Source organism: Pseudomonas sp. TE3911 (genome assembly GCF_054062775.1).
Genome location: NZ_JBSSFP010000001.1, coordinates 2,519,408 through 2,545,007, shown reverse-complemented (window position 1 = coordinate 2,545,007; position 25,600 = coordinate 2,519,408). Strand labels below are relative to the sequence as shown.

Sequence of the window (25,600 nt, the reverse complement as noted above, 5' to 3'; positions counted from 1 at the left end):
CATTGGTTCTTGGGTGTTTGAGAGTGCGGTTTTACTGGAGGTTAACGAACAACCCGCCATCCACCAGCAACGAGGCGCCGGTCACATAGCGCGCCATGTCCGAGGCGAGGAACACGATCGGCCCTGCCACATCATCCGGTTCGCCCAAGCGACCCAGCGGCGTGCGCGAGGTCATGTAGGCGAGCTTTTCCTCGTCGGCCAGGTCTTCCTTGTTGATGTCGGTGGCAATGGTCCCCGGCAGTACCGAGTTGCAGCGAATGCCATAGGGCCCCAGTGCAATTGCGCAGGACTGCATCAACGAATGCAGGCCAGCCTTGGTCGGCGTGTAGTGGGTTTGCATGCCGCCGCCGACCAGCGCGCTGATGGAGCTGACGGCAATGATCGCGCCGCCACGGCCCTGGTTTTTCATTTGGTTGGCCGCCGCCTGCACGGCGAAGTAGGCGCCGTTGAGGTTGGTGTTGACGGTTTTCAGATAGACCTCGCGGGGCATATCCAGGAACGAGTGGAACGGGCAGATGCCGGCGTTGTTGACGAACACGTCGACACTGCCGAAGGCTTGCACGGCGCCGGCCACCAGCTTGTCGCCGGTGTCCGGGTCGGCCGCATCGCCTCCCACTTCAACGGCCTTGCCGCCAAACGCCTTGATCTCTTCAATCAGCGAATACGCCGCCTCGGTGCCTTGGCTACTGCCGCTGTGGCCGATGACCACACGGGCGCCCTGGCGCGCACATTCACGGGCGGCGGCGCGGCCGATGCCACGGGAGGCGCCGGTGATGATCACGGTTTTGTCTGCAAGCAACATAAAAACACTCCTTCAAAAATTAGCGGCATCAGCCGAGGTAATTGCCGTAACCGACCATGGCGATGGCGCCGAGGATCACCGCGATCCCGGCCACCAGTACGCCCTTGTTAGCGGCGCTGGTGCCGTGCCATTCACGGAAATACAGGCCCCAGCAGTTGGACACGATGATGATGAATGACATGTGCAGCACCCAGGAACTGGCGTCGTTCTGCAGGCGGCTTTCGCCCATGCCGTAGAAGAAAAACTGCAAGAACCACAGCGTGCCGGCGATGGCCACCAGCAGGTAGTTGCCCAGCAGCGGCGTGCTGCGATCGGTGTAGTTATGAAAGGTACGGTTGCGCCAGTTCAGCCACAGGCACCAGATGCCGTTGGTGGTCAGGCCGCCCCACATGATCACCATAAAGGTCACGTTGTTCTGGAACAGGCTGTTGGCGCCATGTTCCACCGCCGCGGCGGCCAGCGGGCGTCCGGCAGAAATGCCGTAGCTGAAACAGGCGCTGAGCACCCCGGAAATCACTGCCACCAGCATGCCCTTGCCCAGGGAAAATTCGCTGACACTGGCGAACTTCACCGCCTGGGACACTTCCCGTTCCTTGATCAATCCAGCCTTGCCGCACACTGCGATACCGACCAGTGACACCGCCACGCCCCATAACACCCAATGCCCGCCCTGGGAGGCCAGCATCGAGGTCAAGGTGCCTTCGGTTGCATCGGTGAACAGGTCGCGGTACAGCGCCGGCATCAACGCTCCGAGGGCCGAGGTGAGGCCCATGATCAGCGACATGCCCAAGGACAGGCCCAGGTAGCGCATGGTCAGGCCGAAGGTCAGCCCGCCGATGCCCCACAACACGCCGAACATATAGGTCCACAACAGCGTGCTGGTGTCGGCATTGCGCAGAATGTCCACCCAGCCCGGCACCGTCAGTTGCGCGGCGATCAGCGGCACGATCAACCAGGACACCAGGCCGCCGGTGATCCAATAACTTTCCCAGGCCCAGCCGCGGACCTTCTTGTAGGGGATGTAAAAACTGCCGGAGGCGAAGCCGCCGATGAAGTGCAGAATCACACCGAGGAGAATGATTTCCACGTAGTCGAATCCTTTTTATTGTTGTGTGGGTCAGTTAGATCAGGGGCGGGCCAGGTGGAACATGGGCAGCAGGTCGACACTGATCGGCGAGGCATCCGCGTGGCTGGGCATGATGTCCTGCATGTAAGTCCACCAGCGTTGCATCAGCGCGGTGCCGGGCAGCTCATCCAGGCCGTGGGCGTCTTCATGGGTGAGGACGGCGAACAGCGTGTTGGCGGGCTCGTCAAAAAAAATCCGGTAGTCCACCACGCCGGCGTCCAGCAGGGCTTGGGCCAGTTCCGGCCAGATTTCGTCGTGGCGTCGGCGATATTCATCGGCCTGGCCCGGGTTGAGGTTCATGCGAAAGGCACGGGTCTGCATCACGGCGCTCCATGGGTCGGGGTGTAGATACGCACTGCGTTGTGCAGAAAAAACTGGCCTTGCACCGCCTCGGATTTGTCCGCCATGCAGCTTTTTACGAGCCCCAGGGTGGTGGCGAAATCGGCCAGGTGATCGCTGTTGGGCCAGTCGCTGCCGAAGAAGCAGCGCTCGTCACCAAACGCCTCCCACAACACCGCCAGGCGGTCGTTGTAGAACGCCGTATCGACGATCAGACCTTGGGGGCCGAGCTGTGGGATTTCCGCGAGTTTGGCGAACACGTTCGGCCGCTGCGCCAGGCGCAACAGGTCGGCGTGATACGCCGCCTCTTCACCGGCCGGTACCTGAGCATTGGGCAAGTGGTCGACGATGATGCGCAGCTCGGGCAGCGTATCGCTGAGGTGCAACAAACCCTTGATCAAACGCGGGTTCGGGTTGGCGCTGTCCAGGCCCCGACCACAGGCGGCCAGTTGGCGCAGACCGTCGATAAAACCGGGGCGCGTCTGGTCTTGCAGCAGGTCGCGGTCCCACAGGTTGCCGTAGCGCAAGCCGAGGAACAGCGGCTCTTGCGCCAAGGCATCGAGGTCGGCGGCGAAGTCGGCGTGCAGTGGGTCCAGATTGCCAACGAACCCGAGCATACGCGGGTCGCTGCGTAGGGTTTCGAGCAACCAGCGGTTGTCGTCACGCCATGGGCTGGCTTCCACAGCAATGGCGCCGACCACATTGTGTGAGCTGGCCAAGGCCCAATAATCGCTCGGTAAATGGGCGGCATACAGTTGATTGCCCGGCTCGGGCCACGGAATGCCTTGGGGGCGACGCGGGTCGAACAGGTGCAAGTGGCTATCGATGATGGGGCCGCTGTAAGGCATCAGAGGCATTGCGCAATCCTTGTGGGATTTTCTCAGGAAGGGCCAGCACGCTAACGCGCACTGGCCCGCTTCACCACCTCAGCTCTGTAGGTACACCACATGGGTATGGGTGTATTCGTACAGGCCATGCTTACCATCGGCGCCGCCGATCCCGGATTTACGCACCCCGGCATGGAAGCCCTGCATGGCCTCGAAATTTTCGCGGTTGACGTAGGTTTCACCAAAGTCGATCTCGCGCACCGCGTGCATGGCCTTGCCAAGGTCGCGGGTGTAGATCGATGAGGTCAGGCCGTAGTCGCAGTCATTGGCCATGGCGATGGCTTCGTCGAGGTCGTCGACAATCTGGATCGGCAGCACCGGGCCAAAAATTTCTTCGCGCATGATCTCCATGTCGGCGCGGCACCCGGCCAATACCGTCGGCTGGAAGTGAAAGCCCGCGCCGAGGTCGGCAATCTGTCCGCCGCTGATCAGCGTGGCACCCTGGCTCAGTGCGGTGCGCACCTTACGGTTGACGTTTTCCAGGCCCTGGCGGTTGATCAGTGGGCCCATTTCCGCGTCGGCCATGGCCATCGGGTCGCCGTAGCGCGTGGCTGACATGGCCGCGCTGATGCGCTCGATGAACGGGTCGGCGACCTTGCGCTCCACGTATACCCGCTCCGCGCAGTTGCACACTTGCCCGGTATTGATGATGCGCGAGTCGCGAATGGCTTTAACTGCCAGCTCCAGGTCGGCGTCTGCCAGCACGATGGCCGGAGCCTTGCCGCCCAGTTCCAGGTTGAGCTTGGTGATGTTTGGCGCAGCGGCGGCCATGATGCGCGAACCGGTGGCGACGCTACCGGTGAAGCTGATCATGTCCACGCCTTTATGGGCGGTGAGTGCGCCGCCGACCTGGCCGTCGCCGCAGACCACGTTGAACACACCGGCGGGCAGGTCGGTCTCGGCCACCAGCTTGGCGAACTCAAAGCAGTTGTTCGGGGTTTCTTCGCTGGGCTTGATCACGATGGTGTTGCCGGTGAGCAACGCCGGGGCCAGTTTTCGGGCGATCAAGAAGAACGGGAAATTCCACGGCAGGATGCCCGCCACTACGCCCAAGGGTTTGCGGAACAGGAAGATGTTTTCGTTGGGCCGATCGCTGGTGATGATCTCGCCTTCAATGCGCCGCGCCCATTCGGCCATGTAGTCGAGGTAGTCGGCGGTGAAATTCACTTCGACTTCGGCCAGGCCAGTGACCTTGCCCTGTTCCAGGGTGATGGTGCGCGCCAGGTGCGCGACGTTTTCCCGCAGCTTGGCGGCGATGCGGCGCAAGTGCCCGGCGCGTTCGATGGCCGGCTTGCGCGCCCACGCTTTTTGCGCACCGCGCGCCGCAGCGAGGGCTTGGTCGACGTCAGCGGCGGTAGAGGCGGGCACCTTGGACAGCAAGGCGCCGCTGGCCGGATTGAGTACATCCAGATGGGCTTCGCTGGGGACGAAGCGGCCATTGATGAAGTTCTGGTACACGGGAACGGATGACATGGGCAGCTCCTCAGTAAGTACGTGATGGTGTGGGCGCGTCGGCAACCGGGCGATAGCGGGCGAGGGTGGCCAACGCGCTCTGGCGTAACAGGCTGATGTCGATGGCCACTGCGATAAAACGGCAACCCCAGGCTTGGTAACGGCGAGCGTCGTCTTCGTTAGGCGCCAGGATGCCGCTGACTTTGCCGGCGGCGAGGGTGGCGTTCACCGCGTATTTGATGCGTTCCTGAACTTCGGGATGGCCGGGGTTACCGGCGTGGCCGAGGCCGATGGAGAGGTCGGCGGGGCCGATAAACACCGCGTCCACGCCTTCCACGGCGGCAATGGCTGCGACGTTTTCCACGCCCAGGCGTGATTCCACTTGGACGATCAGGCACAGCTCCTCGTGGGCGGTTTGCAGGTAGTTCGCCACACCATCCCAGCGTGTGGCGCGGGTCAAACCGCCGCCGACGCCGCGAATGCCATGGGGTGGGTAACGCATGGCGCGCACCAGGGCTTGAGCCTGTTCGGCGGTTTCCACCATGGGGATCATCAGCGTCTGGGCGCCGACGTCGAGCAGTTGCTTGATCAGACTGGCATCGCCATTCACCGCGCGTACCACCGGCGCGGTAGCGTAGGGCGCCACCGTCTGCAGTTGGTTGAGCACGCTGGGCACGGTATTGGGCGCGTGTTCACCGTCGATCAGCATCCAGTCATAACCGAGGCCAGCGACGATCTCGGCGGCGTAGCCGGTGGCGAAACCGGCCCAGATGCCGTATTGGGTGGCGTCCTTGGCCAGGGCAGCCTTGAAGCCATTACGGGGCATATTCATGGCGTTTTCCTCAGCGATTGTACGGACGGTGCAGTTGGCAATCCGGGTTCAGGTCTACGCCGAAACCGGGCTTGTCGAGCACCGACAAGCGCATGCGGCCATTCACCGGCACCGGTTCGCCGAGCAGTTGCGGGTGGAACATCGGCACCACTTCATCGGCCTTCGGCGCCATCATCAGGAATTCGGCGAACGGGCTGTTATGGCGGGTGGCGACGAAGTGGTAGCTGTACACCGACGAGCCGTGGGGCACGACCATCGCATTATGGGCATCGGCCAAGGCCGAGATTTTCACCAGCTCGGTGAGGCCGCCGCACCAGCCGACATCCGGCTGGATAATGTCGCAGCAGCCCATTTCCAGCAGCATGCGGAAGCCCCAACGAGTGGCTTCGTGTTCGCCGGTCGTCACCAGCATGCCCTTGGGCACATTGTTGCGCAGGGCTGCGTAGCCCCAGTAATCGTCCGGGCTCAGGGCTTCTTCGATCCATTTGAGCCCGTGTTCATGGGCACCGATGGCGAGTTTGGTCGCGTAGTTGAGGTCCAGGCTCATCCAGCAATCGAGCATCAGCCAGAAGTCCGGGCCGACCCTTTCGCGCATGTCGGCCAATTGTTCGAGGTTTTTGCGCAGGCCTTCTTCGCCTTCGCTGGGGCCGTGGTGCAGGGGCATCTTGCCGCCGATAAAACCCATCTTCTGCGCCAAGTCCGGGCGGGCGCCGGTGGCGTAGAACTGCAATTCGTCGCGTACCGCACCGCCGAGCAACTGATGCACGGGCTCCTGGCGGATTTTGCCGAGCAAGTCCCACAACGCCAGATCGACGCCGGAAAGGGTGTTGATCACCAGGCCCTTGCGACCGTAGTAGAGGGTGGACTGGTACATCTGGTCCCAGATCTTTTCGATATCAGTGACGCGGGCGCCTTCGATAAAGCGCGCCAGGTGTTTCTCGACGATATACGCCGCCGGTTCGCCGCCAGTGGTCACGGCAAACCCGACAGTGCCGTCGCTGGCTTCGATCTCCACCACCAGCGTGCCGAGTACGTTGATGCCGAAACTGCGGCGGCTCTGGCGGTACTCGGGGTATTTGCTCATGGGCGTCGAGATGTGATCGTCGATCCAGTGGCCGTCGGCCTGGTCGTGGTAATCGGCGCCGCCGCCTCGCAATACAAAGGCGCGCACGTGTTTGATGGTGAGATGACCCATGGTGTGACTCCTGACGTTAAACAGTGGCCTGCGTGTTCGATGCAGTGCGGCCGGGTGAATGGATGCCCAGTACCAGCAATGCAGCCAGTACCGTGGTGGCGGACAGCAGGTACAAACCGGCTGCCGGAGAATGGAAGGCGCCTTCGGCCCAGTGCTTGATGACCGGCGCGATGAAGCCGCCGAGGGCACCGAATGAGTTGATCAGCGCAATGCCCGCAGCAGCGGCACTGCCGGCCAGGTAGCTGGAAGGAAAGGTCCAGAACACCGGCTGCACCGCGATAAAACCCGAGGCGGCAAAGCACAAGGCGAGCATGCCCAGCAGCGGGTTGGCGAAGGTCACCGAGCAAGCAATGCCGGCGGCGGCCATCAATAAGGTCAGGCAAGCGGTGCGGCGGCGTTCGCCGGTGCGGTCGGAATAACCGGGAATCCACCAGGCGGCAAACAGTGCGCAGATCCAGGGAATCGCCGAGACCAGCCCAACCATCAAGCCGACCTTGGTGCCGAGCAGGCCGCCCACTTGGGTTGGCAGGTAAAACACCACGCCGTACACGCTGGCCTGGATCAGCAAATACACCAGGCACAGGTACAGCACCGACGGCTGGCACAGCACGTTGAGCAGGCTGCGGCCGTGGGAGGTTTTGTGTTGGTCTTCCGTGTCCAGCAAGGTCTGGATTTGCTGGCGTTCATCCACACTCAGCCACTTGGCGTCGGCGGGGCGGTTGTCCAGGTACCAGTAGGCCCAGATCCCCACGGCGCTGGCCATCAAGCCTTCCACGGCGAACAGCCATTGCCAGCCGTGAATACCGCCGAAACCGTCCATCTCCAGCAGCAGGCCGGACAACGGACTGCCGACAATGAATGCCAGGGGGGCGCCGAAGTAAAAGAAGCCCATGGCCTTGCCGCGCACGGCCTGGGGGAACCAGTAGGTGAGATAGAGGATCACGCCGGGGAAGAATCCGGCTTCGGCCACGCCCAACAAAAAACGCAGCACGTAGAAGCTGGTTTCGTTATGGGCAAACACCATCGCCGCCGAAATCAGGCCCCAACTGACCATGATGCGGCACATCCACAGACGGGCGCCGACACGGTGCAGGATCAGGTTGCTCGGCACTTCCAGCAGCGCGTAGCCGACGAAGAACACACCGGCGCCGAAGGCAAACGCGGCATCGCTCAAGCCGGTATCGGCCTGGAAGGCCTGTTTGGCAAAGCCGACGTTGGCACGGTCAAGAAACGCCATGATGTACATCAGTAGCAGGAAGGGCAGCAGTCGCCAGGAAATCTTGGCGAGCAGGGGCGCGGGCAGGGTTTTCATGATGGAGTCCGTTGTTTTGTTCTTATGGAACGGACTGTACGGCGGCCGAGCAATACGCTACAAATCGAATCTCGCTTACAAGTGATACCCTCAGGGTATCGGTAATAAGGAATTTATGAGTAGTCCCGTCCTCTCCCGCAGCTTGTTCAACCGCCTGCGCTACAAGCATCTGCATATGCTGGTAGCGCTCAGTTCCAGTCAGAACCTGCACCGTGCATCCCAGGCCCTGAACATGTCGCAACCGGCGGCCACGCGCATGCTGCGCGAGATTGAAGATATGTTCGGCTGCGACCTGTTCGAGCGCTTGCCACGGGGGATGCGGCCAACGGCGCTGGGCCAGCAACTGATCAACTTTGCCGAGTCGGCGCTGAGTGGCCTCGACCGTTGCGCCGAAGACCTGATGGCGCGCCAGCAGGGCGGGTATGGCTACTTGTCCATCGGCACCATCATGGGCGCCGCGCCGGACTTGGTGATGGACTGCATTGCGCAGATCAAGGCGCTCAATCCGCAACTGCGTATCCGCATCATGGGCGACACCAGCGACCAGGTGATCCAACTGCTGGAGCAGGGGCGCATCGACCTGGCCATCTCCCGGCGCACCGCCGCCACCGACAGCGAGCACTACAGCTTCGAACCCCTGGGCAACGAGCGCCTGCTGGTGGTGGTGCATGCCGGCCACCCATTGGTCCGACGCGGCCGGCTATCCCTGGCAGAGCTGGTGCGCGACTGGCCGTGGATCCTGCAACCGCAAACAAGCCCGGCGCGCATCGGTTTCGACCAGGCCCTGCAAGACCTGGCGCTGCCAAGCCCGGCGGACATCATCGAATGCAGCTCGGTGTACTCCATGCAGCAGTTGATCCAACTGACGGACGCGGTGATGGTGCTGTCGGAAAGTGCCTTGCGTGATTATCTGAAAATGGGCCTGGTGGTCGCGCTGCCGGTGGCCCTGGACGTGCGGCTGGCGCCGTTTGGCATCTTGTTGCGCAAGGGCGAGGGGGTGAGCCGCGAACTGGGCTTGTTTATTGACCTGCTGCGGCAGAGGGCGGCGATGCTGTAAACGCGAGGTTGAAAAGATCATGGTGTCCCGGCACGATATTAAATAGAATGAATCTCATTTGAGACTCAATCGCGCCGTGCAGGTTGTTGCCATGAATGATGCTGTTGTCCCCACGCACGCCCCCGAACTGACGCTATCGAGCCTATACCGCGACCATCGCAGTTGGCTGGAAAGCTGGCTGCGGCGGCGCCTGGGCAATGCCTGGGATGCGGCCGACCTGAGCCAGGATACGTTTCTGCGCGTACTGGCCAGTGCGCAGCCGATTGCACAGATGCAGGAGCCGCGGGCGTACCTGGTGACGGTCGGTAAGCGCCTGCTGGTGAACTTCCATCAGCGCCGCAGCCTGGAACAGGCGTATCTGAACGCCCTGGCCAACTTGCCCGAAGCTTGCGTGCCGTCCCCCGAACAGCGCTGGCTGATGCTGGAAACCCTGCAAGCCCTGGATGAGTTGCTCGATGGCTTGCCGGTGCTTGTACGCCGCGCCTTTCTATGGAGCCAGTTGGAGGGTCTGGGGTATCGCGAGATTGCCGAACGGCTTGAGGTGTCCGAACGCACGATCAAGCGCTACATGGCCCAGGCGTATGAACATTGCCTGCTGGTGGAGCTTTGAGCCGCGACGTCGCCCGCGCTGCTGCCCAGTGGCTGGCGCTGCTGGAGTCCGGCGCCGCCACCGAGCGTGATCATGCCGCGCTGCAGCACTGGCGCGACAGCCATCCCCAGCATGAACAGACTTGGCAGAAAGCCCAATCCCTGCGCCAACGCTTCAGCGCTTTGCCCCAGGCTCTGGCCATGGCCAGCCTCGACCGCCCGCAACCGGGCCGGCGTGCGGTGCTCAAGCGTGCGTTGGGTGTGGCGGCACTGTTGCCGACGGCGTGGCTGATCAGCCGGCAATTACCCATCGACACTTGGCGTGCCGACCTGCGTACCGCTACTGGCGAGCGCAAGCGCCTGCCGCTGGCCGATGGTGCCAGTCTGCAACTCAACACCGCCACGGCGGTAGACGTAGATATGGCCCAGCGACGGGTCAGCTTGGTCGACGGTGAACTGGCGCTGACGGTGCCGGGCGCGGCGGCAATGACGGTGCAAACCCGCTACGGCCAATTGCTCGTCAGTCAGGCTGACGTGTGCATACGGCAACTGGCGTCCGGTTGTCTGGTCTCGGTGCTCAAGGGCACGGTTCAGGTGCGCGACCTGAGCGGCCAGATGGCGACCTTGCAAGCAGGCCAGCAAGCGCCGCTCAAGGCCGGCGGCCTGGGTGCCCGGGCGTTGTTTGATGTGCTGCAACTGGGCTGGCGCGACGGTGTACTGACCGCGCAGAACCAGCCACTGGGGGATTTCCTCAGGGAGCTGGAGCGCTATCGCCCTGGCGTGTTGCGCTGGGAGCCGCGCCTGGAAACGCTACGGGTGATCGGCAGTTTCCGCCTGGATGACACCGACCGCATTCTCAACCTGCTGGCCTCGACCCTGGCGCTGGACGTGCAATACCGAACGCGTTATTGGGTGAGCCTGCGCAAGGCGTGATGCGCGTTGTGGCGAGCGGGCTCGCCACAACAACCTGTGGGCCATGAAAACCTCGCTCGTCTCGGGTTACGAGTAGTCCTCAGATCACATGGGCCCGCTGCAACTCGGTCAAGGCCAGCGCCTTGAGCTGCGCCAGCAGCGGGTCACGCCGATCCCTCGGGTGCGGCAAGTCGACCGCCAGTTCCTGGCGAATGCTGCTGGGCCGGTTGTCCATCACCAGCACCCGGTCACTCAGGTACAGCGCCTCGTCCACATCATGGGTCACCAGTAATAAAGCGATGGCGTGATGCGCCGCCAGTTGCAGCAGCAAGTCCTGCAGTTTCATGCGGGTGAAGGCATCCACCGCGCTGAACGGCTCATCCAGCAACAACACCTGGGGGCGTGAATACAGGCCGCGAGCGATCGCCACCCGCTGCGCCATCCCACCTGACAACGCTTTGGGTAGCGCCTGGGCGAAGCCCTTAAGGCCGACTTCCTCGATCAACTGTGAGACCCAGGCTTTGTCGTAGTGGTTGTCATCACTGAAGCCGATGTTCTGTTCTACCGTGAGCCATGGCATCAGCCGCGGTTCCTGGAACACAAAGGCCACTTGGCCGTCGGGGCTGCGCAGTTCGCCCTGGAAGTCCGTTTCCAAACCGGCGACGATCCGCAGCAAGGTACTTTTGCCGCAGCCACTGGGACCCAGCAGGCTTACCGCTTCGCGAGGCTGCAAGGCCAGGCGCACGTCTTTCAATACGGTGGTGCTGGCGAAGCTTTTACGCACCACATGGATGTCCAATAGCGACGGCGCACTCATTGTTCCGCTCCTTGGCCAGTGAAGGTGTCGCGCCAGGCCAGGCAGCGTTTCTCCAGCGCCGCGAGCAGGCCGTCGCTGACCTTGCCCAGCAGCGCCAACACGATAATGGCGGCCAGCACAATGTCGGGTCGCGAGGTTTCCCGCCCATCGCTGAGCAGGTAACCCAAACCTTTAGTCGCCGCTATCAGCTCGGCCGCCACGAGGAACATCCACGCCAGGCTCAAACCACTGCGCAGTCCAGTGAACAGGCCGGGCAGGGCGGCGGGCAGCAGGACGCGCCGCACCAGGCGGCGGCGACTGAAACCGTACATTTGCCCGACTTCCACCAGCTTGCGGTCGATGTCGCGAATCGCCGCGACGCCATTGAGGTACACCGGGAAAAACGCGCCAATGGCAATCAGCACAACCTTGGAGGTTTCATCGATGCCCAGCCACAGCAGCAACAGGGGTACCCAGGCCAGGCTCGGGATCGAACGCAGGCCGGCAAAGGTCGGCTCCAGGTAGGCTTCGGCTTCACGGCTCAAACCGACCCAGGCGGCGAACACCAGGGCCAGGCTAGCGCCGATGGCAAAGCCCAGCAGCACCCGTGCGAGGCTGGCGCTGATGTGTTTCCACAACACGCCTTCGGCCAGGTCGGTGAGGGTCACGGCGATCTCGCTGGGCGCAGGCATCTGGTAGGAAGGCAGCCAGCCCACCCGTACGACCACTTCCAGGATCAAGAGGATCAGCACCGGCAAGACCAGGCCTTTTAACCGCCGTGGCCAGGCGCTGCGCTGGCTGACCACGGGCGCCGGCAGGGGCAATGCTTGGCTTTTGCTGCTCATCAAACGCCCCTTACTGCTGCGGCAGGGTTTGGCCAAACGAAGGGTCGATCAGTTGATCGATCACCTGGTCCACATTCACCCCACGGCGCACCAATTCCTCGGACACCAGAATCGGCGCCGCCGCCTTGGAAGACTGCACATCCTTGGCGCTCAACAACGGCGTGCTCAGGTCAGTGCGCGACAATTGCAGCTTGGCCACTTCCAATGGCAGCCCGGATTCGTCGGCCAGCAACTTGGCGAATTCATCCGGGTGCTTCACTGCCCAGTCACGCGCTTTTTCATAAGCGCCCAACACCTTGGTGATGGTCTGTGGATGCGCCTTGGCGAACTTCTCGGTGACGCTCACCACGCCATAGCTGTTGAAGTCCTTGTTGCGGTAAAGCAGGCGCGAACCGGCCTGGATTTGACTGGCGGCCATGTGTGGATCGAGACCGGCCCAGGCGTCCACGTCACCCTTTTCCAGAGCGGTGCGGCCGTCCGGGTGTTGCAGGTGCACCAACTCGACGTCGTCTTTTTTCAGCCCGGCCTGTTGCAGACTGCGCAGGGTGAACAGGTAAGGGTCGGTGCCTTTGGTGGCGGCGATTTTCTTGCCCTTGAGGTCGTTGACGCTGTTGAGTGGCGAGTCCTTGCGCACCACCAGTGCGGTCCATTCCGCGCGGCTGTAAACATACACCGATTTGATCGGGCTGCCGTTGGCCCGGCTCAGTACGGCGGACAAGCTGGCGGACGACGCGAAATCCACGCCGCCGCTGTTGAGGTATTCCAGGGACCGGTTGCTGCCTTGGCTCAGTACCCAGCTGACCTTGCTGTGGGGCAGGGCCTGTTCCAGCCAGCCGAAGTGCTTGAGCACCAGGCTGACCGGCGAGTAGTAGGCGTAGTCGAGGTTGACTTCGGCGGGGTCGGTTTCGGCCGCGAATACCTGCGGTTGCAGGCATAAGGCGAGGGCGCAGGCGCCGAGTAGACGTTGGGTGAAGGGTTTCATGGAACAGCTCCGGACAAGGCGTTGAGAGAAGGTTTTTCTTATATTCAGAAAACTGATTGGGTGCGCTCAATCATGCTTTACAGGAATATGCAGTCTCTGTGCCATCGGGCAGGAGCCCGGATTTACCGGGTCAGGGGCATGTGCGGTTGTTGCAGGAGGTGGCAAATTGTTGAACCGATGTTTCCTGAGCAACAGTTTTCATATGTTTTTATGGAATAAATAAAGAGTTATATATTCCTTTTAATGTTCTCTCGGATAGCGCACTTTGAGGGCCTGCGCATTCGTGCGGATTGACCCAACAGCCAAAAGGAAACCCGACATGACCATTAAAGCGATCAACGTGCGCAACCAATTCAAGGGCGTGATCAAAGAGATTCTGCTGGGCGAAGTGGTGTCGGAAATCGACGTGCAAACCGCGTCCGGCATCGTGACGTCCGTTATCACCACCCGTTCGGTGCGTGACCTGGAATTGAAAGTGGGCAGCGAAGTGATTGCCTTCGTGAAGTCCACTGAAGTGTCTATCGCCAAGTTGTAAACGTCAGCCCCCGCCTTTGCAGCGGGGGCCATTTTTTGCGCGCTTCAGCGGTTGCGCAAACTGCGCTCCATGCGCTGCAGACCCTCTTCCAGCATCGCCCTCGGGCAACCGAAGTTCAGGCGTACGAACTGCTGGCTGTCATCCCCGAATTCGATACCCGCACTCAACCCGACCTTGGCCTGTTCCAGGAAAAACTGCTGCGGGTCATCCAAGCCCAGGGCGCTGCAGTCGAGCCAAGCAAGGAAGGTGCCTTGCGGCGCATGCATCACCACGCCCGGCAAGCGCGTTTGCACGGCGTCGAGCAGGTAATCGCGGTTCGCTTGCAGGTACTGCTTCAATGCTTCCAGCCATTGGCCGCACTGGCTGTAGGCCGCGCGGGTGGCTTCCAGGCCCAGGGGGCTGACGCTGTCGACCATGCCGCAGCGGGCCTGGTTGAAGCGCTCGCGGATCTCGGCGTTCTGGATCACGGCAAAGCAGGTCTTCAAGCCGGCCACGTTGTAGGCCTTGCTCGCCGACATCAGCGTGATGGTGCGCTGGGCAATCTCCGGGCTGAGGCTCGCGGTGGGGATGTGGCGACGACCGTCGAAGCACAGTTCTGCGTGGATTTCGTCGCTGATGATCAGCGCGTCGTTTTCCAGACAGGCAGTGGCCAAGGCCAGCAGCTCTTCGCGGGGGAAAACCTTGCCGATGGGGTTGTGCGGGTTGCTCAACAGCAAGGCGCCGGCGCCGGTCAGTGCTTCGCGCATGGCGGGCATTGGGGTGATGTATTCACCGGCGGTCGATTGGAACGGCACTTCGATGCGCGGTAGGTTCCAGTTGCCTGGCGCCAAGCGAATCGGACGATAATTTGGGGTTTGCAGTACCACCGGCTGGTCCGGTTTTACAAAGGCATGCAGCGCCATATTGAAACCGGGTTCGACGCCGGGCAAAAACAGCAACTCTTCGGGCTGCACGCGCCAGGCGTACTTGGCCCACAGGTCGGCCACGACGGCTTCACGCACATCCGGGCCGGCCACGCTGTAGCCGAGGATCTGCTGGTCCAGGCGCTCGTGCAGGGCTTGCAGCACGGCGGGCGGCGCTGCGATGTCCATGTCGGCGATCCACATTGGCAGCACGTCGGCCGGGTAGCGGTTCCACTTGGTGCTGCCGGTGCCGAGGCGAGGGTGGATCGTGTCGAAATCAAAGCTCATGGAGGGGCTCGTGTCAGAGGGGCGGGTGCAAGAATGGCGCTGATTCTAGCGCCATTAATTGAATAATTGTATGGAGGCCGGGCCCAAAGGCCGTGGTTCTCCCAATCAAGTCATATGCCCTGCGCGACGGCCATGGTGTTGAAAACCTTTTGCCTGGCCGTGCGCAAATAGACGGGTTTTTATCAGATAGGCTGGGTTAATCCCCTGACACGATCGATATTGAATTTGCTGGCAACCACGTCGGCATCAAAGGCACTGACTTTGTATTTTTTTCCGGTCAGGATCGTACCAAATGCATCGAGGTTTTTGCCGGTGATGCCGTTGCTAAGGGTCTTTTCCAGGCCCTTGGCCATTGATTCTTGTGTGGGGAATATCGCTTTGCCGTAGTTGGGGTCGTAAAAAAACCAGCTCTTTGGGGTGATGCCCGTGGGGTCGATCTTCACGCCCGCAAGCATTCCATGGTTAGTGCTGCTGATCATCAGCGTCTTTGAGGAAGTGGCTTCGCTCAATTCTTTAATGATCGACTTATAAGAAATCGGGTTACCCACGGCACTGCTATGAAATCCCAGCTCGTTGCCGACGGTGGACTGCAGGCTTGAAAGGTTTCTGATGAATTTGGCTGAGTTTTCAGCTTCCGGGTTTGCCATGGCAAATACCAGGTTGTCGAGCAGCGTGTCTTCATTGCCTTCGAGCAGCGCCAGGCCCATGGCGGTGGAAAGGGCCGCACATTCACCGGCAATGTCAGGGCTGGTCTGGCTCAGGTAATACGTTTGCGGCATGCCTCGGGTGGTTCCACCGGCGGCGGTGACTTCACGCTGGAATATCTGTGCGCTGCGTTGAGTATGGGCCAACAAAAGTCTTTCTCGCTGGCGCACAAGACTGCCGATTTGCTCTGTTGAAAAGTTGGACGTTGCAACAAGGTCCTCGATTTCCTGTACCCCCATGGACGGCTTGTAGCCAGGAACCGTATCGGGGCTCAGGTGTTTGAAACCTTCCGGGAAGCTGGTTGGTTCCGAGTACTTAGCGTTGATGACGTTGGCTTCATATTGTGCCAGCGCATCCGGATCGCGTTGTGGCGAAGCGGGTCGCTCAAAAAAGCCAATGCCACCCTCCGGTGCAAAGCCTTCGATGGGGGTGCCGTAAGCCTTACCGGAGGCTGCGTCCACGGGGTACCACTTCTCGTCGATGATTTTGGCCAGGGTACGTGCACCACCACCGGCGGCGTCCACCCCCTCGGCTCTTCCGATCCTGACCGCCGTGCTGACACCCAAGCTCTGGACTAGGCCATTGCTTGTCGGTCGCAAGCCGCCAAACGACGGAATGGTGGAATAAAAGGGTTTCGCTGTCTTGCCTGCGCTGCCCAGCAACCCGACCAGATCATCTGTAGAGTGGCTGGCTTTTCTCAGCATGTTAAACAGGGTTTTGCTGGACTTGATGCTGTGGGCGAATGCACGAAGTGGTTGCGAAACAGGTATGGCGGTCGATACGCCGTCGATAATAAAACCGGTGAAGGCTTCTGCTATTTCACCATTGATCGCGTGCTTCAACGTATTTGCAAACGGTACCAAGCTCAGCACCGCTGCCGCTCCGGTCTTCTGATAGCGCTCTGTTAATTCGACGGCACTTTCGCCACTAGCCTGTTGACGCAGGGTTTCCTCATCGTAGGCCAGATGTTTGGACGCGGCTGTCCTGGCCAGATCAAAACTTTTTCCGCCGAGGAAGGAGAGGTCGGGCGTCTTGTCGCTGGCGCCACGTTGCCACTTATCCGGCGTTGGTATGTGCTCGATCACCACCTCAGAAAATTCATTCTCGCGAGGGGGAGTCCCACTGTTGTAAGCCTCCCAATCAAACGGTTGCCGGATATTGTTCTCCACGTTACCCACGGCCCTGGTGTTGATACCTTCAGGCCACTCTGCTGGAAGATCGGTACGGATCTGGATTTTCCCTTGCTGTGGGAAGACTTCATAGTAGGTGACTTTTGACTGGTGTTCGGAGCGAATGATGAACCCTTGTCGACCTTTGCTGGCTTCTTTTTCGGCCTTGGGGATGAGGTGGGCATAGTGCGAGGTAACGGCTTTTCTCAACGCATAAAATTTCTGCTCGCCCCATTGCAGGCTGCTTCGATGTTCCTCTGGAAGCTGCGAAAGCAGGTTTCGGACCACCGCGGTTTGGCCCTGCAGCAGGTCGGTGTAGTAGTTGTTGAATGTCTGGGTGAACAGCCACTCAATGCTATGAAGCCGATGGAGTTCCTTCTCGATGGGGGCCATGGAAAAGTCGGAACTGATTGATCGCCACATACCTGCCTGGAGTTTTCCCGACATATGCACGTCCAGCAGGCTGTAGAAATGGTTCTTGTCGGACTCCAGATTGTCCGGCGTGGCTTGCAGCACTTTGCGGGTAAAATCGATTTGATTGCCAAAGACCCGTTTAAGGTCATCCAGGGCAATCTGTTCGCGGTTTGGGAGGGGGGTGGCCAATTGTTGGCCCGCTCGGACCAGAGATGAGGGCTGATGTTGAAAATCCTGGTGTGCCTGCTGTATCTCGGACTCTGAATAGTTGTTATCGGCGCGCTTGTCGAGTCGACCGTTGGTAATCGCCCAATCCACTAAGGCGTCTCTTAGAGCAATGGTGGCGAAGGCCTTGTCCTGCTCCGTGATCGGTGTCGTCGCGTCATAGTTCATCACTTGTTGATAATTCATGGTGGCGCTTGTGCCAGGCGCGGAGTGCTCGATGCGTGAGACAGCGGCGCTGAATGTGGCCCACTGATGGGTTCCATACAGCAACGAGTCAGGCAGGTCTTTGACTAGAAACTGTGGGGCGATACGGGACAGCATCAAGTAGCTGACTGTGCGGACGTTATCGGCCTTCAGATGTTGGTGGGTGCGCAGCAGGTAGAGGTCCAGTGCTTCGACGATGGCTTCTGGTGACTTGCGTAAATGATCAGGCGCATCAAGGGCAAAATCATTGCCGATCAAGTTGCGTGTGGTGGGGAGCTGAGGCATCACGGATAACACCAGTGCGCTAAGGACCAGTTCAGCGGCACTTGTCACTGTGGGCAAGACGCCGAGTTCGGCCTCCAGCTTTTTGCCTAGCTCAATGGCTTTGGGCTCCAACAGCAGTCGATACAACGCGTAGCGTGGCTCAGCGGTGATTTTCTTTGAGCACGACCGACTAGTGCCCATTACCCAGGCGGGATAAGTCTGGGCGTATAGGGGGGACTCGGTGCATGTTTCGGTTTGGGTGTAGGGCCCGAAGGTTTTTGTGGTTTGGGTGGTACTCCCAATCCTGGTTTGAACACCGGTCATTTTGGATAACGAGTCAAGCGTGTGTGCATCTGTCGTCGCAAGCCCCACCAGGTTCTCGATGAGTCCGCCCTTGGTTTTGTCCAGCCAGCCCTCGACAATCTCATTGATTCGTTGGCGCTGCTCCAGTGTCAGGGGCACCTCGCGCGACAACATTCCCCAATAGTCCCGGTGAGCGGGTTGTGGAGGGGGCGCGTAGGTGATTGCGTCGTAGAGATTCTGCAGCGCTTCTTTGTTTGTTGGGGCTATCCAGCCTTGGTGTTTGATAAACCAGTTCAAGCTGACGTGCGCCGGGTTGATGAGTTTAAGTTCGCGACCCAGCGAAGAGTCTGGCGAGACTGCAAAGCGGGTCAGGCCAAGATCCGGCATATCAGTTGAGGCGCTGTTCAGGGTTTTGCCCAAGGCATCCAGCAATGATTTTCGGTCGTCCAGGTTGGCGTGTTCCTCCGATTTTTCCTGCCTTAGGGGGCTCTGATTTTCAGGGCGTGCTTGCTGCAAACGCTGAATAGGCTGCACAGCTTGCGAATGCAGCAAAGGTGCTTGGGCGCGGGAGGTGTGATCGACGACGGCGGAAGTAGATGGCATGAACACTGATCTCTCGGATAAGAAGTAGGGAGGCTTCTGACAGGCGAAGTCTTCCCTGTGTGGTCCGAGAGTTCGGGTTGTTCCTACGGTTTAAAATGCATTTTATTTCACTGGTTTTAAGGATATTGGCCGCGTGATCCATGTCAGGGCAGCCAGCCCGAAATCACTGTCGATCTATTTCAACACCGCTTTAGCGTTTTGCGTGCCTAGCGTGGCGCATTACGCGACCGTGTTATCAACGATTCACCCGTTTCGCCGGCAAGGCGATGACCAGGAAACTGCTGAGAATCAGGCAGCCGGCAAAGAACCACAAGGCGCCCGCGCTGCTGCCGGTGACGTCGATCGCCACCCCCATCAACGAGTTACTCACCAGACCTGCGATATTCGCCAACGAGCACGCCAGGGCAAAACCTGTGGCTGCCGCAGTGCCTTTGAGAAAGGTCGCCGGCAGGCTGAAGAACACCGGCACTGCGCCGATGATTGCGGCCGAGGCAACCGCGAACAGGGCGACGGTGGCCGCGACGTTATGGGTGAAGAACGTGCTGGCGGCCATCGCCGCTGCGCCGATGAAAAACGGCACGATGATGTGCCAACGGCGTTCGCGGTGTTTGTCGGAGCTGGCGCCGATCAAGAGCATGCCCAGCAGCGCGGCCACGCTCGGCAGTGCGGTGAGCACGCCGATATGGAAGGTGTCGGTGACCCCGGCGTTGCGAATAAAGGTCGGCATCCAGAAACCCATGGCATAGGCGCTGAGCAGGATCGAGAAGTCGATACCGCCGAGCATCCACACTTTGAGGTTGAAGAAGCCGTCACGGAAGCTGTGCTTGCTGCCGGCGCCATCGGCGTCGTCCTTGCGCAGTTCGCTTTCCAGCAGGGCTTTTTCTTCATCCGACAGCCATTTGGCTTGTTGGTAGGTGTTGGGCAGTGCCCAGAAGGTCAGCACGCCGAGCAACACGCTGGGCACCGCTTCGATCAGGAACAGCCACTGCCAGCCGCGCAGGCCACCCACGTGGTCGAAGTGGCCCATGATCCAGCCGGACAGCGGGCCGCCGATCACGCTGGACAGCGGCAGGCCGATCATGAACAGCGCAATGATGCGCCCGCGTCGATGGGTGGGAAACCAGGTGGTCAGGTAGTACAGCACGCCCGGCAGGAACCCGGCTTCGGCGGCGCCGAGCAAAAAACGCAGGATGTAGAACTGGGTCGTGGACGTAACCAGCATGGTGCAGGCCGAGAGTAGACCCCAGGTGATCATGATGCGTGCGATCCAGATCTTCGCGCCGACCCGCTCCAGCACCAGGTTGCTCGGCACTTCAAAGATGATGTAGCCGACAAAGAACAGGCCAGCGCCGAGGCCGAACGCGGTTTCGCTGAAGTGCAGTTGGTCGAGCATCTGCAGCTTGGCGAAGCCGATGTTGATTCGGTCCAGGTACGCGGCCAGATAACAGAAGCACAGGAAGGGAATCAGCTTCCAAGTGATCTTGTGGTAAAGCGTGTTGACCGGGTCGGCGACTGTGTTTGCGGGCACTGGATTCGCACTGGGCATTGGGTGTCTCCTGGCGGTGACTTATGGTTTTTATACAGTCGGCAGTTGTTGTAGGCGCGAGCTGCGCGCTGGCGTACTGCTTGGTAATCACCGCTTCATGCGCCAGAGGCAACACCTCGGCGCAGAACGCTGCCAGTGGGTTGCCTTCGACCATGTCTTTCATCACCGAGGCCTTCTTGACCTAGATCCCGCCCTCGACGAAGTGGCCGGGATGGTAGCGGATATTGGTGTGCACCACCGCAACTCTGCGAGCCAACCCCGGCACTCACTGATTAAACGCGGTTAAAAAAGTGTGGGAGGGGAGCTTGTCCCACGATTGCAGTGGGTCAGCTGAAGATTGGTTTTTTCCGGTCCGTTCTATGACCGACAAGTTCTGTAATAAAAACGCCATTGCGCTGGGGATTAAATTGCCGACGAGCTATTTTGGTGCATCTCAACAACCCGAGTAGCCATGGATGAAATACCAACCCTTCAGCCGTACCTTGATTGCCACTGCCCTGGTGTTGACGGTCAGTGGTGTACAAGCTGCTTCCCAAGCTCCGGTGGCCGGTGAAAATGGCATGGTGGTGACGGCTCAGCATTTGGCAACTCATGTGGGCGTGGATGTGCTCAAGGCCGGGGGCAACGCGGTGGATGCGGCCGTGGCCGTAGGCTATGCGCTGGCGGTGGTGTACCCGGCGGCGGGCAACCTGGGCGGCGGCGGTTTCATGACCGTGCAACTGGCGGACGGGCGCAAGACCTTCCTCGACTTCCGCGAAAAAGCCCCGCTGGCGGCTACCGCCAATATGTACCTGGACAAGGACGGCAACGTCATCGAAGGCCTCAGCGCCAAGGGTCACCTGGCTGTCGGCGTGCCGGGGACCGTGTCGGGCATGGAACTGGCCTTGAGCAAGTACGGCACCCTCAAGCGCGCCCAGGTGATTGCCCCGGCGATCAAGCTGGCAGAAAACGGTTTCGCCCTGGAACAAGGCGACATCGACCTGCTGCACACCGCAACCGGCGAGTTCGAAAAAGACAAGGACCTGCGCGCCATCTTCCTGCACAACGGCCAGCCGATGCAGGTCGGACAGAAACTGGTGCAGAAAGACCTGGCCAAGACCCTGAAGGAAATCTCCGCCAAAGGTTCGGACGGTTTCTATAAAGGTTGGGTCGCCAAGGCCCTGGTAGATTCCAGCCAGGCAGGCAAAGGCATCATCACCCAGGCCGACCTCGACAAGTACAAGACCCGCGAACTGGCGCCCATCGAGTGCGACTACCGGGGTTACCACGTCGTTTCCGCGCCGCCGCCGAGCTCGGGCGGTGTAGTGATCTGCCAGATCATGAATATCCTCGAAGGCTACCCGATGGCCGACCTGGGCTATCACTCGGCCCAAGGCCTGCACTACCAGATCGAAGCCATGCGCCACGCCTATGTGGACCGCAACAGCTACCTCGGCGACCCGGATTTCGTGAAGAACCCGATCGAGCATCTGCTGGATAAAAACTACGCCGCCAAGCTGCGTGATGCTATCGAGCCGCAAAAGGCCGGTGATTCCCAGGCGATCAAACCAGGTGTCTCGCCCCATGAAGGCAATAACACCACCCACTACTCCATCGTCGACAAATGGGGCAATGCGGTGTCCGTCACTTACACCCTCAACGACTGGTTCGGCGCGGGCGTGATGGCGAGCAAGACCGGGGTGATTCTCAACGATGAAATGGACGACTTCACCGTCAAGGTCGGCGTGCCGAACATGTACGGGCTGGTGCAGGGTGAAGCCAACGCCATCGCCCCGGGCAAGGCGCCGTTGTCGTCGATGAGCCCAACCATCGTGACCAAGGATGGCAAGGCCGTCATGGTGGTGGGCACGCCGGGTGGCAGCCGCATCATCACCGCGACCCTGCTGACCATTTTGAACGTGATCGACTACAAGATGAACATCCAGGAAGCCGTGGATGCGCCGCGTTTCCACCAGCAGTGGATGCCGGAAACCACCAACCTTGAGACCTTCGCGGTCAGCCCGGATACCCAGAAGCTTCTGGAAAGCTGGGGCCATAAGTTTGCAGGGCCGCAGGATGCCAACCACTTGGCGGCGATCCTGGTAGGTGCGCCGTCCCTGGGTGGCAAGCCGGTGGGTAACAATCGCTTCTACGGGGCTAACGACCCGCGTCGTAATACTGGGCTTTCCCTGGGCTACTAAACGCCTCGGTTCCCAATAAAAAACACCGCGGTCTGCCAGGCAGATCGCGGTGTTTGTTTTTGGGCGGCTTCGCCACCCGGTTCGCGCGATGCGACGATTCGACAAGCTCGCTCACTGCAACAGCTGTTTTACCGCAGCAAACGCGGCTTTGTAGCGTTCCTCCCAATTCCCGCGAATCACCACCACCGGCTGTTGATGCTGATGCATCCAGTCCAGGCTTTGCTGGAAAAACGCGCGACGATCCTCCAGTTCCGGCTGGCAGCGTTGGCCATCGGCCGTCCACTCCACATCTTCGGGGGAGAGCAACAGGTGCAGGTCGTAATGACGTGCCAACAACTCATCGTCGAGCCACGCCGGGTAGTCGCCGAACAGGGTCTGGCTCCACAGCTTGTTGGTGAGCAGATGGGTGTCGAGAACCAGTAGGCGAGGTTGTTCGGCGCGGGCCGCGTCTTCCCAGGCCAGTTGGCCGTGGGCGATGGCCGGGATATCCGCCAGGCAGGTATCGCGCTGATGGTGATCAATGAAATAGCGCACATACTCGCCGACCATCAACCCACCAAAGTGCGCGTGCAACTGCGCTGCGAGCCAGCTTTTGCCGCTGGATTCAGGCCCCGCCAAAACCACTACTTTCATGTGCGCAACGCCGGATCGGCGCGCCATTCACGCCAGCCCTGCACGGCGATCACGGTGAACAAGGCATAGAGCCCGGCGGTGAGGTACAGGCCTTTATAGAGGAACAGCCCGACGAAGATCACATCCACGGCAATCCACAACGGCCAGCATTGCACGCGTTTCTGCGCCATCCACATTTGCGCCACCAGGCTGAAGCCGGTGAGGGCCGCGTCGAGCCAGGGTTGCGCAGCATCGGTCCAGTGGGCCATGGCGGCACCGAGCAGCAGGCTGCCCACCGCGCCGATCGCGAGGCTGGTCATGATTGCCGGCACCCCCAGGCTCGTGACCTGGCGGCCTTGCTTGACCTCGCCCGCGCGGGTCCACTGCCACCAGCCATAGACTTGCAGCGCGGCGTAGACCACCTGCAGCAGCATGTCGGAATAGAGTTTCACGTCGTAGAACACCCAGGTGTACAGCAACACCATCACCAGCCCGATGGGCCAGCACCATGGGTTTTGCTTGACCGTCAGCCAGACAGCGATCACCCCCAGGGCAGCGGCGAACAATTCAAGCCCGGACATGGCGGTTCCTTGGGGGAGTGGGAGAGGGCGGGGATTGTAACCACAGGCCAGCAATCTTCAAAACACAGTAGGGCAAATGTAGGAGGGGGCTTGCCCCCGATAGCGAAAGGTCAGTTGCACCTATGCAGACTGATATATCGCCATCGGGGGCAAGCCCCCCTACATTTGGAGCAGTGTTAGACCTTGAACTGGCGCAAGAGGCCGTCGAGCTGCTCGCTCAACCCGCGCAAATGCGCGCTGGCCACACTGGACTGTTCTGCTGCCAGTGCCGTGCTGTGGGACAAGCCCGCCGCCTGGGTGACGTTCTGGTTGATGTCTTCCACCACATGGGCCTGTTGCAGGGTGGCACTGGCGATGGACGCGTTCAGGCCGTTGAGGTTGTGCAAGGCTTGCCCAATCGCAGTGAGGCTGGCACCGGCCTGACCTGCCTGCTCAATGGTCAGTTGGGAGGCGCTGTGGCTGTCGCTGATCACCTTGACCGCCGCTTCCGAGTGTCCTTGCAGGCGCTCGATCATCACCTGGATTTCGGCGGTGGACTTTTGCGTGCGTTGGGCGAGCAGGCGCACTTCGTCGGCCACCACCGCAAACCCTCGGCCTTGCTCCCCGGCGCGAGCCGCTTCGATGGCAGCGTTCAGCGCTAGCAGGTTGGTTTGGTCGGCGATGGAGCGGATCACTTCCAGCACGCCACCGATCTGGGTGCTTTCGCTGGACAGCGTGCGGATCACTTCCACCGCCTGGCTGATGGTGCTGGAGAGTTGGTCGATCTGTTGCAGGCTGCTGTCGATATTGACCTGGCCTTGGTGCGCCTGGGCCTGGGCATCGCGCATTTCGCTGGCGGCATGTTCCGCGTTCTTGGCCACGTCCTGCACGCCGTAGGTGACTTCGTTGATGGCAGTGGCCACCAGCTCCATCTGCTGCGACTGCTGCTGGCTGCGGTCATGGGCCGAGCTGGCGTTGTTGCCCAGGTCGGTAGAGGACTGGCCCAGGGCGTTCGCGCACACCTGCAACTGGCTTACCACCTGACGCAGCTTGGCGGTGAAACTGTTGAAGTGCTGGGACAGTTGGGTGATTTCGTCACGGCCGTGGGTGTCGAGGCTGCGGGTCAAGTCGCTTTCACCGCTGGCGATATTGCCCATGGCATTCACCGCCGCCTGCAACGGGCGCACGATGCTGCGCACAATCAGCGACACCAGCAGGCCCATCACCAGCGCAATGCCCAGGCCGATCATGGAGGCTTTCCACACTTGGCCGCTGAACTCGGCCTGCACGTCGTCCACATAGACGCCGGAGCCGATAATCCAGCCCCAGGGTTCGAACAGCTGGATATAGGAAGTCTTGGCCACGGGGGCCTGTGCGCCGGGCTTGGGCCAGCGATAGTTGACGATCCCGGCGCCCTTGGCTTTTGCCAGGCTGACGAACTCGTTGAACACGGCAAACCCATCGGGATCGCGGATAGCCGAAAGGTTCTGGCCATCGAGCTTGGGGTTGGCCGGGTGCATGATCATCACGGGCGTGAGGTCGTTGATCCAGAAATAGTCGTCATGGTCGTAACGCAACCCCCGCACCGCGCTCAGGGCTTGTTTCTGGGCGGCGTCACGGGTCATCACACCGGTGGTTTCCAGGCCGTGATAGAACGTCAGGATCCCGCTGGCGGTCTGGACCACGTGTTGGGTCTGTTGGCGTTTGGCTTGGTAAAGGTCGTCATGGATCTGCTTGAGCATCAGCAAACCCAGGGCCAGCAGCATCAGCAGGGCGACTATCAGGATCAGCCATAGGCGTCGGCTGATCGACATATTGCGCAAACTGTTCATCGTCCTGTCACTCCGGGCTTTTTATAATTGTGGGCGTCGCATCGACTTTTACGCCTTGTCTGATAGGCTTTCGGCCCGTAATCGAAAAACCTGAGTACTGCCTGATTTTCACAGAATTTTTGCAGACTGGTGT

At 60.6% G+C, this 25,600-nt stretch carries 22 protein-coding genes and 1 pseudogene; 5 read left to right on the top strand and 18 right to left on the bottom strand.

Features of this window, described 5'->3' with window-relative positions; all coding sequences use genetic code 11:
* Window positions 1-31 precede the first annotated feature (31 nt).
* From ACVWXD_RS11650 to ACVWXD_RS11615, 8 genes are all read right to left on the bottom strand, one after another.
* Window positions 32-802, bottom strand: coding sequence for an SDR family NAD(P)-dependent oxidoreductase (locus tag ACVWXD_RS11650; protein WP_181643644.1), 771 nt, complete (start codon window positions 800-802; stop codon window positions 32-34).
* A gap of 28 nt (window positions 803-830) precedes the next feature.
* Window positions 831-1,889 carry an L-rhamnose/proton symporter RhaT gene (gene rhaT, locus ACVWXD_RS11645; protein WP_032891118.1) on the bottom strand — a complete coding sequence of 353 codons (1,059 nt, stop codon included), beginning with the start codon at window positions 1,887-1,889 and terminating at the stop codon, window positions 831-833.
* 39 nt (window positions 1,890-1,928) lie between these two features.
* Window positions 1,929-2,249, bottom strand: a complete 321-nt coding sequence (gene rhaM, locus ACVWXD_RS11640) for an L-rhamnose mutarotase (protein WP_177326465.1) — start codon at window positions 2,247-2,249, stop codon at window positions 1,929-1,931.
* A complete protein-coding gene (locus ACVWXD_RS11635) occupies window positions 2,249-3,124 on the bottom strand; it encodes an amidohydrolase family protein (protein ID WP_122754017.1) in 876 nt (291 codons plus the stop codon). The genes rhaM and ACVWXD_RS11635 overlap by 1 nt, the downstream gene beginning before the upstream one ends.
* Window positions 3,125-3,193: 69 nt before the next feature.
* Window positions 3,194-4,627: an aldehyde dehydrogenase gene (aldA, locus tag ACVWXD_RS11630; protein WP_032891120.1), complete on the bottom strand. Its 1,434-nt coding sequence runs from the start codon at window positions 4,625-4,627 to the stop codon at window positions 3,194-3,196.
* A 10-nt stretch (window positions 4,628-4,637) separates the two neighbouring features.
* On the bottom strand, window positions 4,638-5,438 hold the full coding sequence (locus ACVWXD_RS11625; RefSeq protein WP_181643643.1) for an aldolase/citrate lyase family protein: 801 nt from the start codon (window positions 5,436-5,438) through the stop codon (window positions 4,638-4,640).
* Window positions 5,439-5,448: 10 nt separating this feature from the next.
* Window positions 5,449-6,633 carry an L-rhamnonate dehydratase gene (gene rhmD, locus ACVWXD_RS11620; protein ID WP_095184994.1) on the bottom strand — a complete coding sequence of 395 codons (1,185 nt, stop codon included), beginning with the start codon at window positions 6,631-6,633 and terminating at the stop codon, window positions 5,449-5,451.
* Between the two features lie 16 nt (window positions 6,634-6,649).
* Window positions 6,650-7,945, bottom strand: a complete 1,296-nt coding sequence (locus ACVWXD_RS11615) for an MFS transporter (protein WP_099602831.1) — start codon at window positions 7,943-7,945, stop codon at window positions 6,650-6,652.
* Window positions 7,946-8,060: 115 nt separating this feature from the next.
* Between ACVWXD_RS11615 and ACVWXD_RS11610 the strand changes: the two genes are divergently transcribed.
* From ACVWXD_RS11610 to ACVWXD_RS11600, 3 genes are all read left to right on the top strand, one after another.
* A complete protein-coding gene (locus ACVWXD_RS11610) occupies window positions 8,061-9,002 on the top strand; it encodes a LysR family transcriptional regulator (protein WP_032891124.1) in 942 nt (313 codons plus the stop codon).
* Window positions 9,003-9,093: 91 nt separating this feature from the next.
* Window positions 9,094-9,612 carry a sigma-70 family RNA polymerase sigma factor gene (locus ACVWXD_RS11605; RefSeq protein ID WP_457371042.1) on the top strand — a complete coding sequence of 173 codons (519 nt, stop codon included), beginning with the start codon at window positions 9,094-9,096 and terminating at the stop codon, window positions 9,610-9,612.
* Complete coding sequence (locus tag ACVWXD_RS11600; RefSeq protein ID WP_457371041.1) at window positions 9,609-10,523, top strand: FecR domain-containing protein; 915 nt, start codon at window positions 9,609-9,611, stop codon at window positions 10,521-10,523. Before ACVWXD_RS11605 ends, ACVWXD_RS11600 begins: the two co-directional genes overlap by 4 nt.
* 79 nt (window positions 10,524-10,602) lie before the next feature.
* Here the strand turns inward: ACVWXD_RS11600 and ACVWXD_RS11595 are convergent, their stop codons facing one another.
* The 3 genes from ACVWXD_RS11595 to ACVWXD_RS11585 are packed head-to-tail and all read right to left on the bottom strand — an operon-like array spanning window position 10,603 to window position 13,125.
* Window positions 10,603-11,319, bottom strand: a complete 717-nt coding sequence (locus ACVWXD_RS11595) for an ABC transporter ATP-binding protein (protein WP_095184990.1) — start codon at window positions 11,317-11,319, stop codon at window positions 10,603-10,605.
* A complete protein-coding gene (locus ACVWXD_RS11590) occupies window positions 11,316-12,143 on the bottom strand; it encodes an ABC transporter permease (protein ID WP_339484192.1) in 828 nt (275 codons plus the stop codon). Before ACVWXD_RS11590 ends, ACVWXD_RS11595 begins: the two co-directional genes overlap by 4 nt.
* 10 nt (window positions 12,144-12,153) lie before the next feature.
* Complete coding sequence (locus ACVWXD_RS11585) at window positions 12,154-13,125, bottom strand: aliphatic sulfonate ABC transporter substrate-binding protein (protein WP_095184988.1); 972 nt, start codon at window positions 13,123-13,125, stop codon at window positions 12,154-12,156.
* Between the two features lie 319 nt (window positions 13,126-13,444).
* Between ACVWXD_RS11585 and ACVWXD_RS11580 the strand changes: the two genes are divergently transcribed.
* Window positions 13,445-13,660, top strand: a complete 216-nt coding sequence (locus tag ACVWXD_RS11580; RefSeq protein WP_003173733.1) for a TOBE domain-containing protein — start codon at window positions 13,445-13,447, stop codon at window positions 13,658-13,660.
* Window positions 13,661-13,704: 44 nt separating this feature from the next.
* Here ACVWXD_RS11580 and ACVWXD_RS11575 read toward each other — a convergent pair whose 3' ends face one another.
* From ACVWXD_RS11575 to ACVWXD_RS11560, 4 genes and pseudogenes are all read right to left on the bottom strand, one after another.
* A complete protein-coding gene (locus ACVWXD_RS11575; protein WP_122763750.1) occupies window positions 13,705-14,850 on the bottom strand; it encodes a MalY/PatB family protein in 1,146 nt (381 codons plus the stop codon).
* A gap of 182 nt (window positions 14,851-15,032) precedes the next feature.
* Complete coding sequence (locus ACVWXD_RS11570) at window positions 15,033-18,737, bottom strand: hypothetical protein (protein ID WP_457371040.1); 3,705 nt, start codon at window positions 18,735-18,737, stop codon at window positions 15,033-15,035.
* A gap of 235 nt (window positions 18,738-18,972) precedes the next feature.
* Window positions 18,973-20,283 (bottom strand): MFS transporter, encoded by a 1,311-nt coding sequence (locus ACVWXD_RS11565; RefSeq protein WP_099602837.1) that lies wholly within the window; start codon window positions 20,281-20,283, stop codon window positions 18,973-18,975.
* A 22-nt stretch (window positions 20,284-20,305) separates the two neighbouring features.
* Window positions 20,306-20,521, bottom strand: a pseudogene (locus ACVWXD_RS11560) (isochorismatase); the annotation flags it as partial.
* Window positions 20,522-20,738: 217 nt separating this feature from the next.
* Between ACVWXD_RS11560 and ggt the strand changes: the two are divergent.
* The gene (ggt, locus tag ACVWXD_RS11555) at window positions 20,739-22,463 is read left to right on the top strand and encodes a gamma-glutamyltransferase (protein WP_032891134.1); all 1,725 of its coding nucleotides are present in this window, start codon (window positions 20,739-20,741) and stop codon (window positions 22,461-22,463) included.
* A gap of 111 nt (window positions 22,464-22,574) precedes the next feature.
* Here ggt and ACVWXD_RS11550 read toward each other — a convergent pair whose 3' ends face one another.
* The 3 genes from ACVWXD_RS11550 to ACVWXD_RS11540 form a co-directional block, all read right to left on the bottom strand.
* Complete coding sequence (locus tag ACVWXD_RS11550) at window positions 22,575-23,096, bottom strand: AAA family ATPase (RefSeq protein WP_122757172.1); 522 nt, start codon at window positions 23,094-23,096, stop codon at window positions 22,575-22,577.
* Window positions 23,093-23,656: a nicotinamide riboside transporter PnuC gene (pnuC, locus tag ACVWXD_RS11545; protein WP_032891136.1), complete on the bottom strand. Its 564-nt coding sequence runs from the start codon at window positions 23,654-23,656 to the stop codon at window positions 23,093-23,095. The genes ACVWXD_RS11550 and pnuC overlap by 4 nt, the downstream gene beginning before the upstream one ends.
* 176 nt (window positions 23,657-23,832) lie before the next feature.
* Window positions 23,833-25,467: a methyl-accepting chemotaxis protein gene (locus tag ACVWXD_RS11540; protein WP_122754009.1), complete on the bottom strand. Its 1,635-nt coding sequence runs from the start codon at window positions 25,465-25,467 to the stop codon at window positions 23,833-23,835.
* Between the last annotated feature and the right edge of the window lie 133 nt (window positions 25,468-25,600).

Bases quoted from the DNA above. Each gene is read 5' to 3' on its own strand.
- ACVWXD_RS11570 (WP_457371040.1), bottom strand. From the start codon at position 18,737: ATGCCATCTACTTCCGCCGTCGTCGATCACACCTCCCGCGCCCAAGCA.
- ACVWXD_RS11625 (WP_181643643.1), bottom strand. From the start codon at position 5,438: ATGAATATGCCCCGTAATGGCTTCAAGGCTGCCCTGGCCAAGGACGCC.
- ACVWXD_RS11650 (WP_181643644.1), bottom strand. From the start codon at position 802: ATGTTGCTTGCAGACAAAACCGTGATCATCACCGGCGCCTCCCGTGGC.
- ACVWXD_RS11635 (WP_122754017.1), bottom strand. From the start codon at position 3,124: ATGCCTCTGATGCCTTACAGCGGCCCCATCATCGATAGCCACTTGCAC.
- ACVWXD_RS11605 (WP_457371042.1), top strand. From the start codon at position 9,094: ATGAATGATGCTGTTGTCCCCACGCACGCCCCCGAACTGACGCTATCG.
- ggt (WP_032891134.1), top strand. From the start codon at position 20,739: ATGAAATACCAACCCTTCAGCCGTACCTTGATTGCCACTGCCCTGGTG.
- ACVWXD_RS11610 (WP_032891124.1), top strand. From the start codon at position 8,061: ATGAGTAGTCCCGTCCTCTCCCGCAGCTTGTTCAACCGCCTGCGCTAC.
- ACVWXD_RS11595 (WP_095184990.1), bottom strand. From the start codon at position 11,319: ATGAGTGCGCCGTCGCTATTGGACATCCATGTGGTGCGTAAAAGCTTC.
- rhmD (WP_095184994.1), bottom strand. From the start codon at position 6,633: ATGGGTCATCTCACCATCAAACACGTGCGCGCCTTTGTATTGCGAGGC.
- ACVWXD_RS11540 (WP_122754009.1), bottom strand. From the start codon at position 25,467: ATGAACAGTTTGCGCAATATGTCGATCAGCCGACGCCTATGGCTGATC.
- pnuC (WP_032891136.1), bottom strand. From the start codon at position 23,656: ATGTCCGGGCTTGAATTGTTCGCCGCTGCCCTGGGGGTGATCGCTGTC.
- ACVWXD_RS11565 (WP_099602837.1), bottom strand. From the start codon at position 20,283: ATGCCCAGTGCGAATCCAGTGCCCGCAAACACAGTCGCCGACCCGGTC.
- ACVWXD_RS11550 (WP_122757172.1), bottom strand. From the start codon at position 23,096: ATGAAAGTAGTGGTTTTGGCGGGGCCTGAATCCAGCGGCAAAAGCTGG.
- ACVWXD_RS11615 (WP_099602831.1), bottom strand. From the start codon at position 7,945: ATGAAAACCCTGCCCGCGCCCCTGCTCGCCAAGATTTCCTGGCGACTG.
- ACVWXD_RS11575 (WP_122763750.1), bottom strand. From the start codon at position 14,850: ATGAGCTTTGATTTCGACACGATCCACCCTCGCCTCGGCACCGGCAGC.
- ACVWXD_RS11585 (WP_095184988.1), bottom strand. From the start codon at position 13,125: ATGAAACCCTTCACCCAACGTCTACTCGGCGCCTGCGCCCTCGCCTTA.
- rhaM (WP_177326465.1), bottom strand. From the start codon at position 2,249: ATGCAGACCCGTGCCTTTCGCATGAACCTCAACCCGGGCCAGGCCGAT.
- ACVWXD_RS11590 (WP_339484192.1), bottom strand. From the start codon at position 12,143: ATGAGCAGCAAAAGCCAAGCATTGCCCCTGCCGGCGCCCGTGGTCAGC.
- aldA (WP_032891120.1), bottom strand. From the start codon at position 4,627: ATGTCATCCGTTCCCGTGTACCAGAACTTCATCAATGGCCGCTTCGTC.
- ACVWXD_RS11580 (WP_003173733.1), top strand. From the start codon at position 13,445: ATGACCATTAAAGCGATCAACGTGCGCAACCAATTCAAGGGCGTGATC.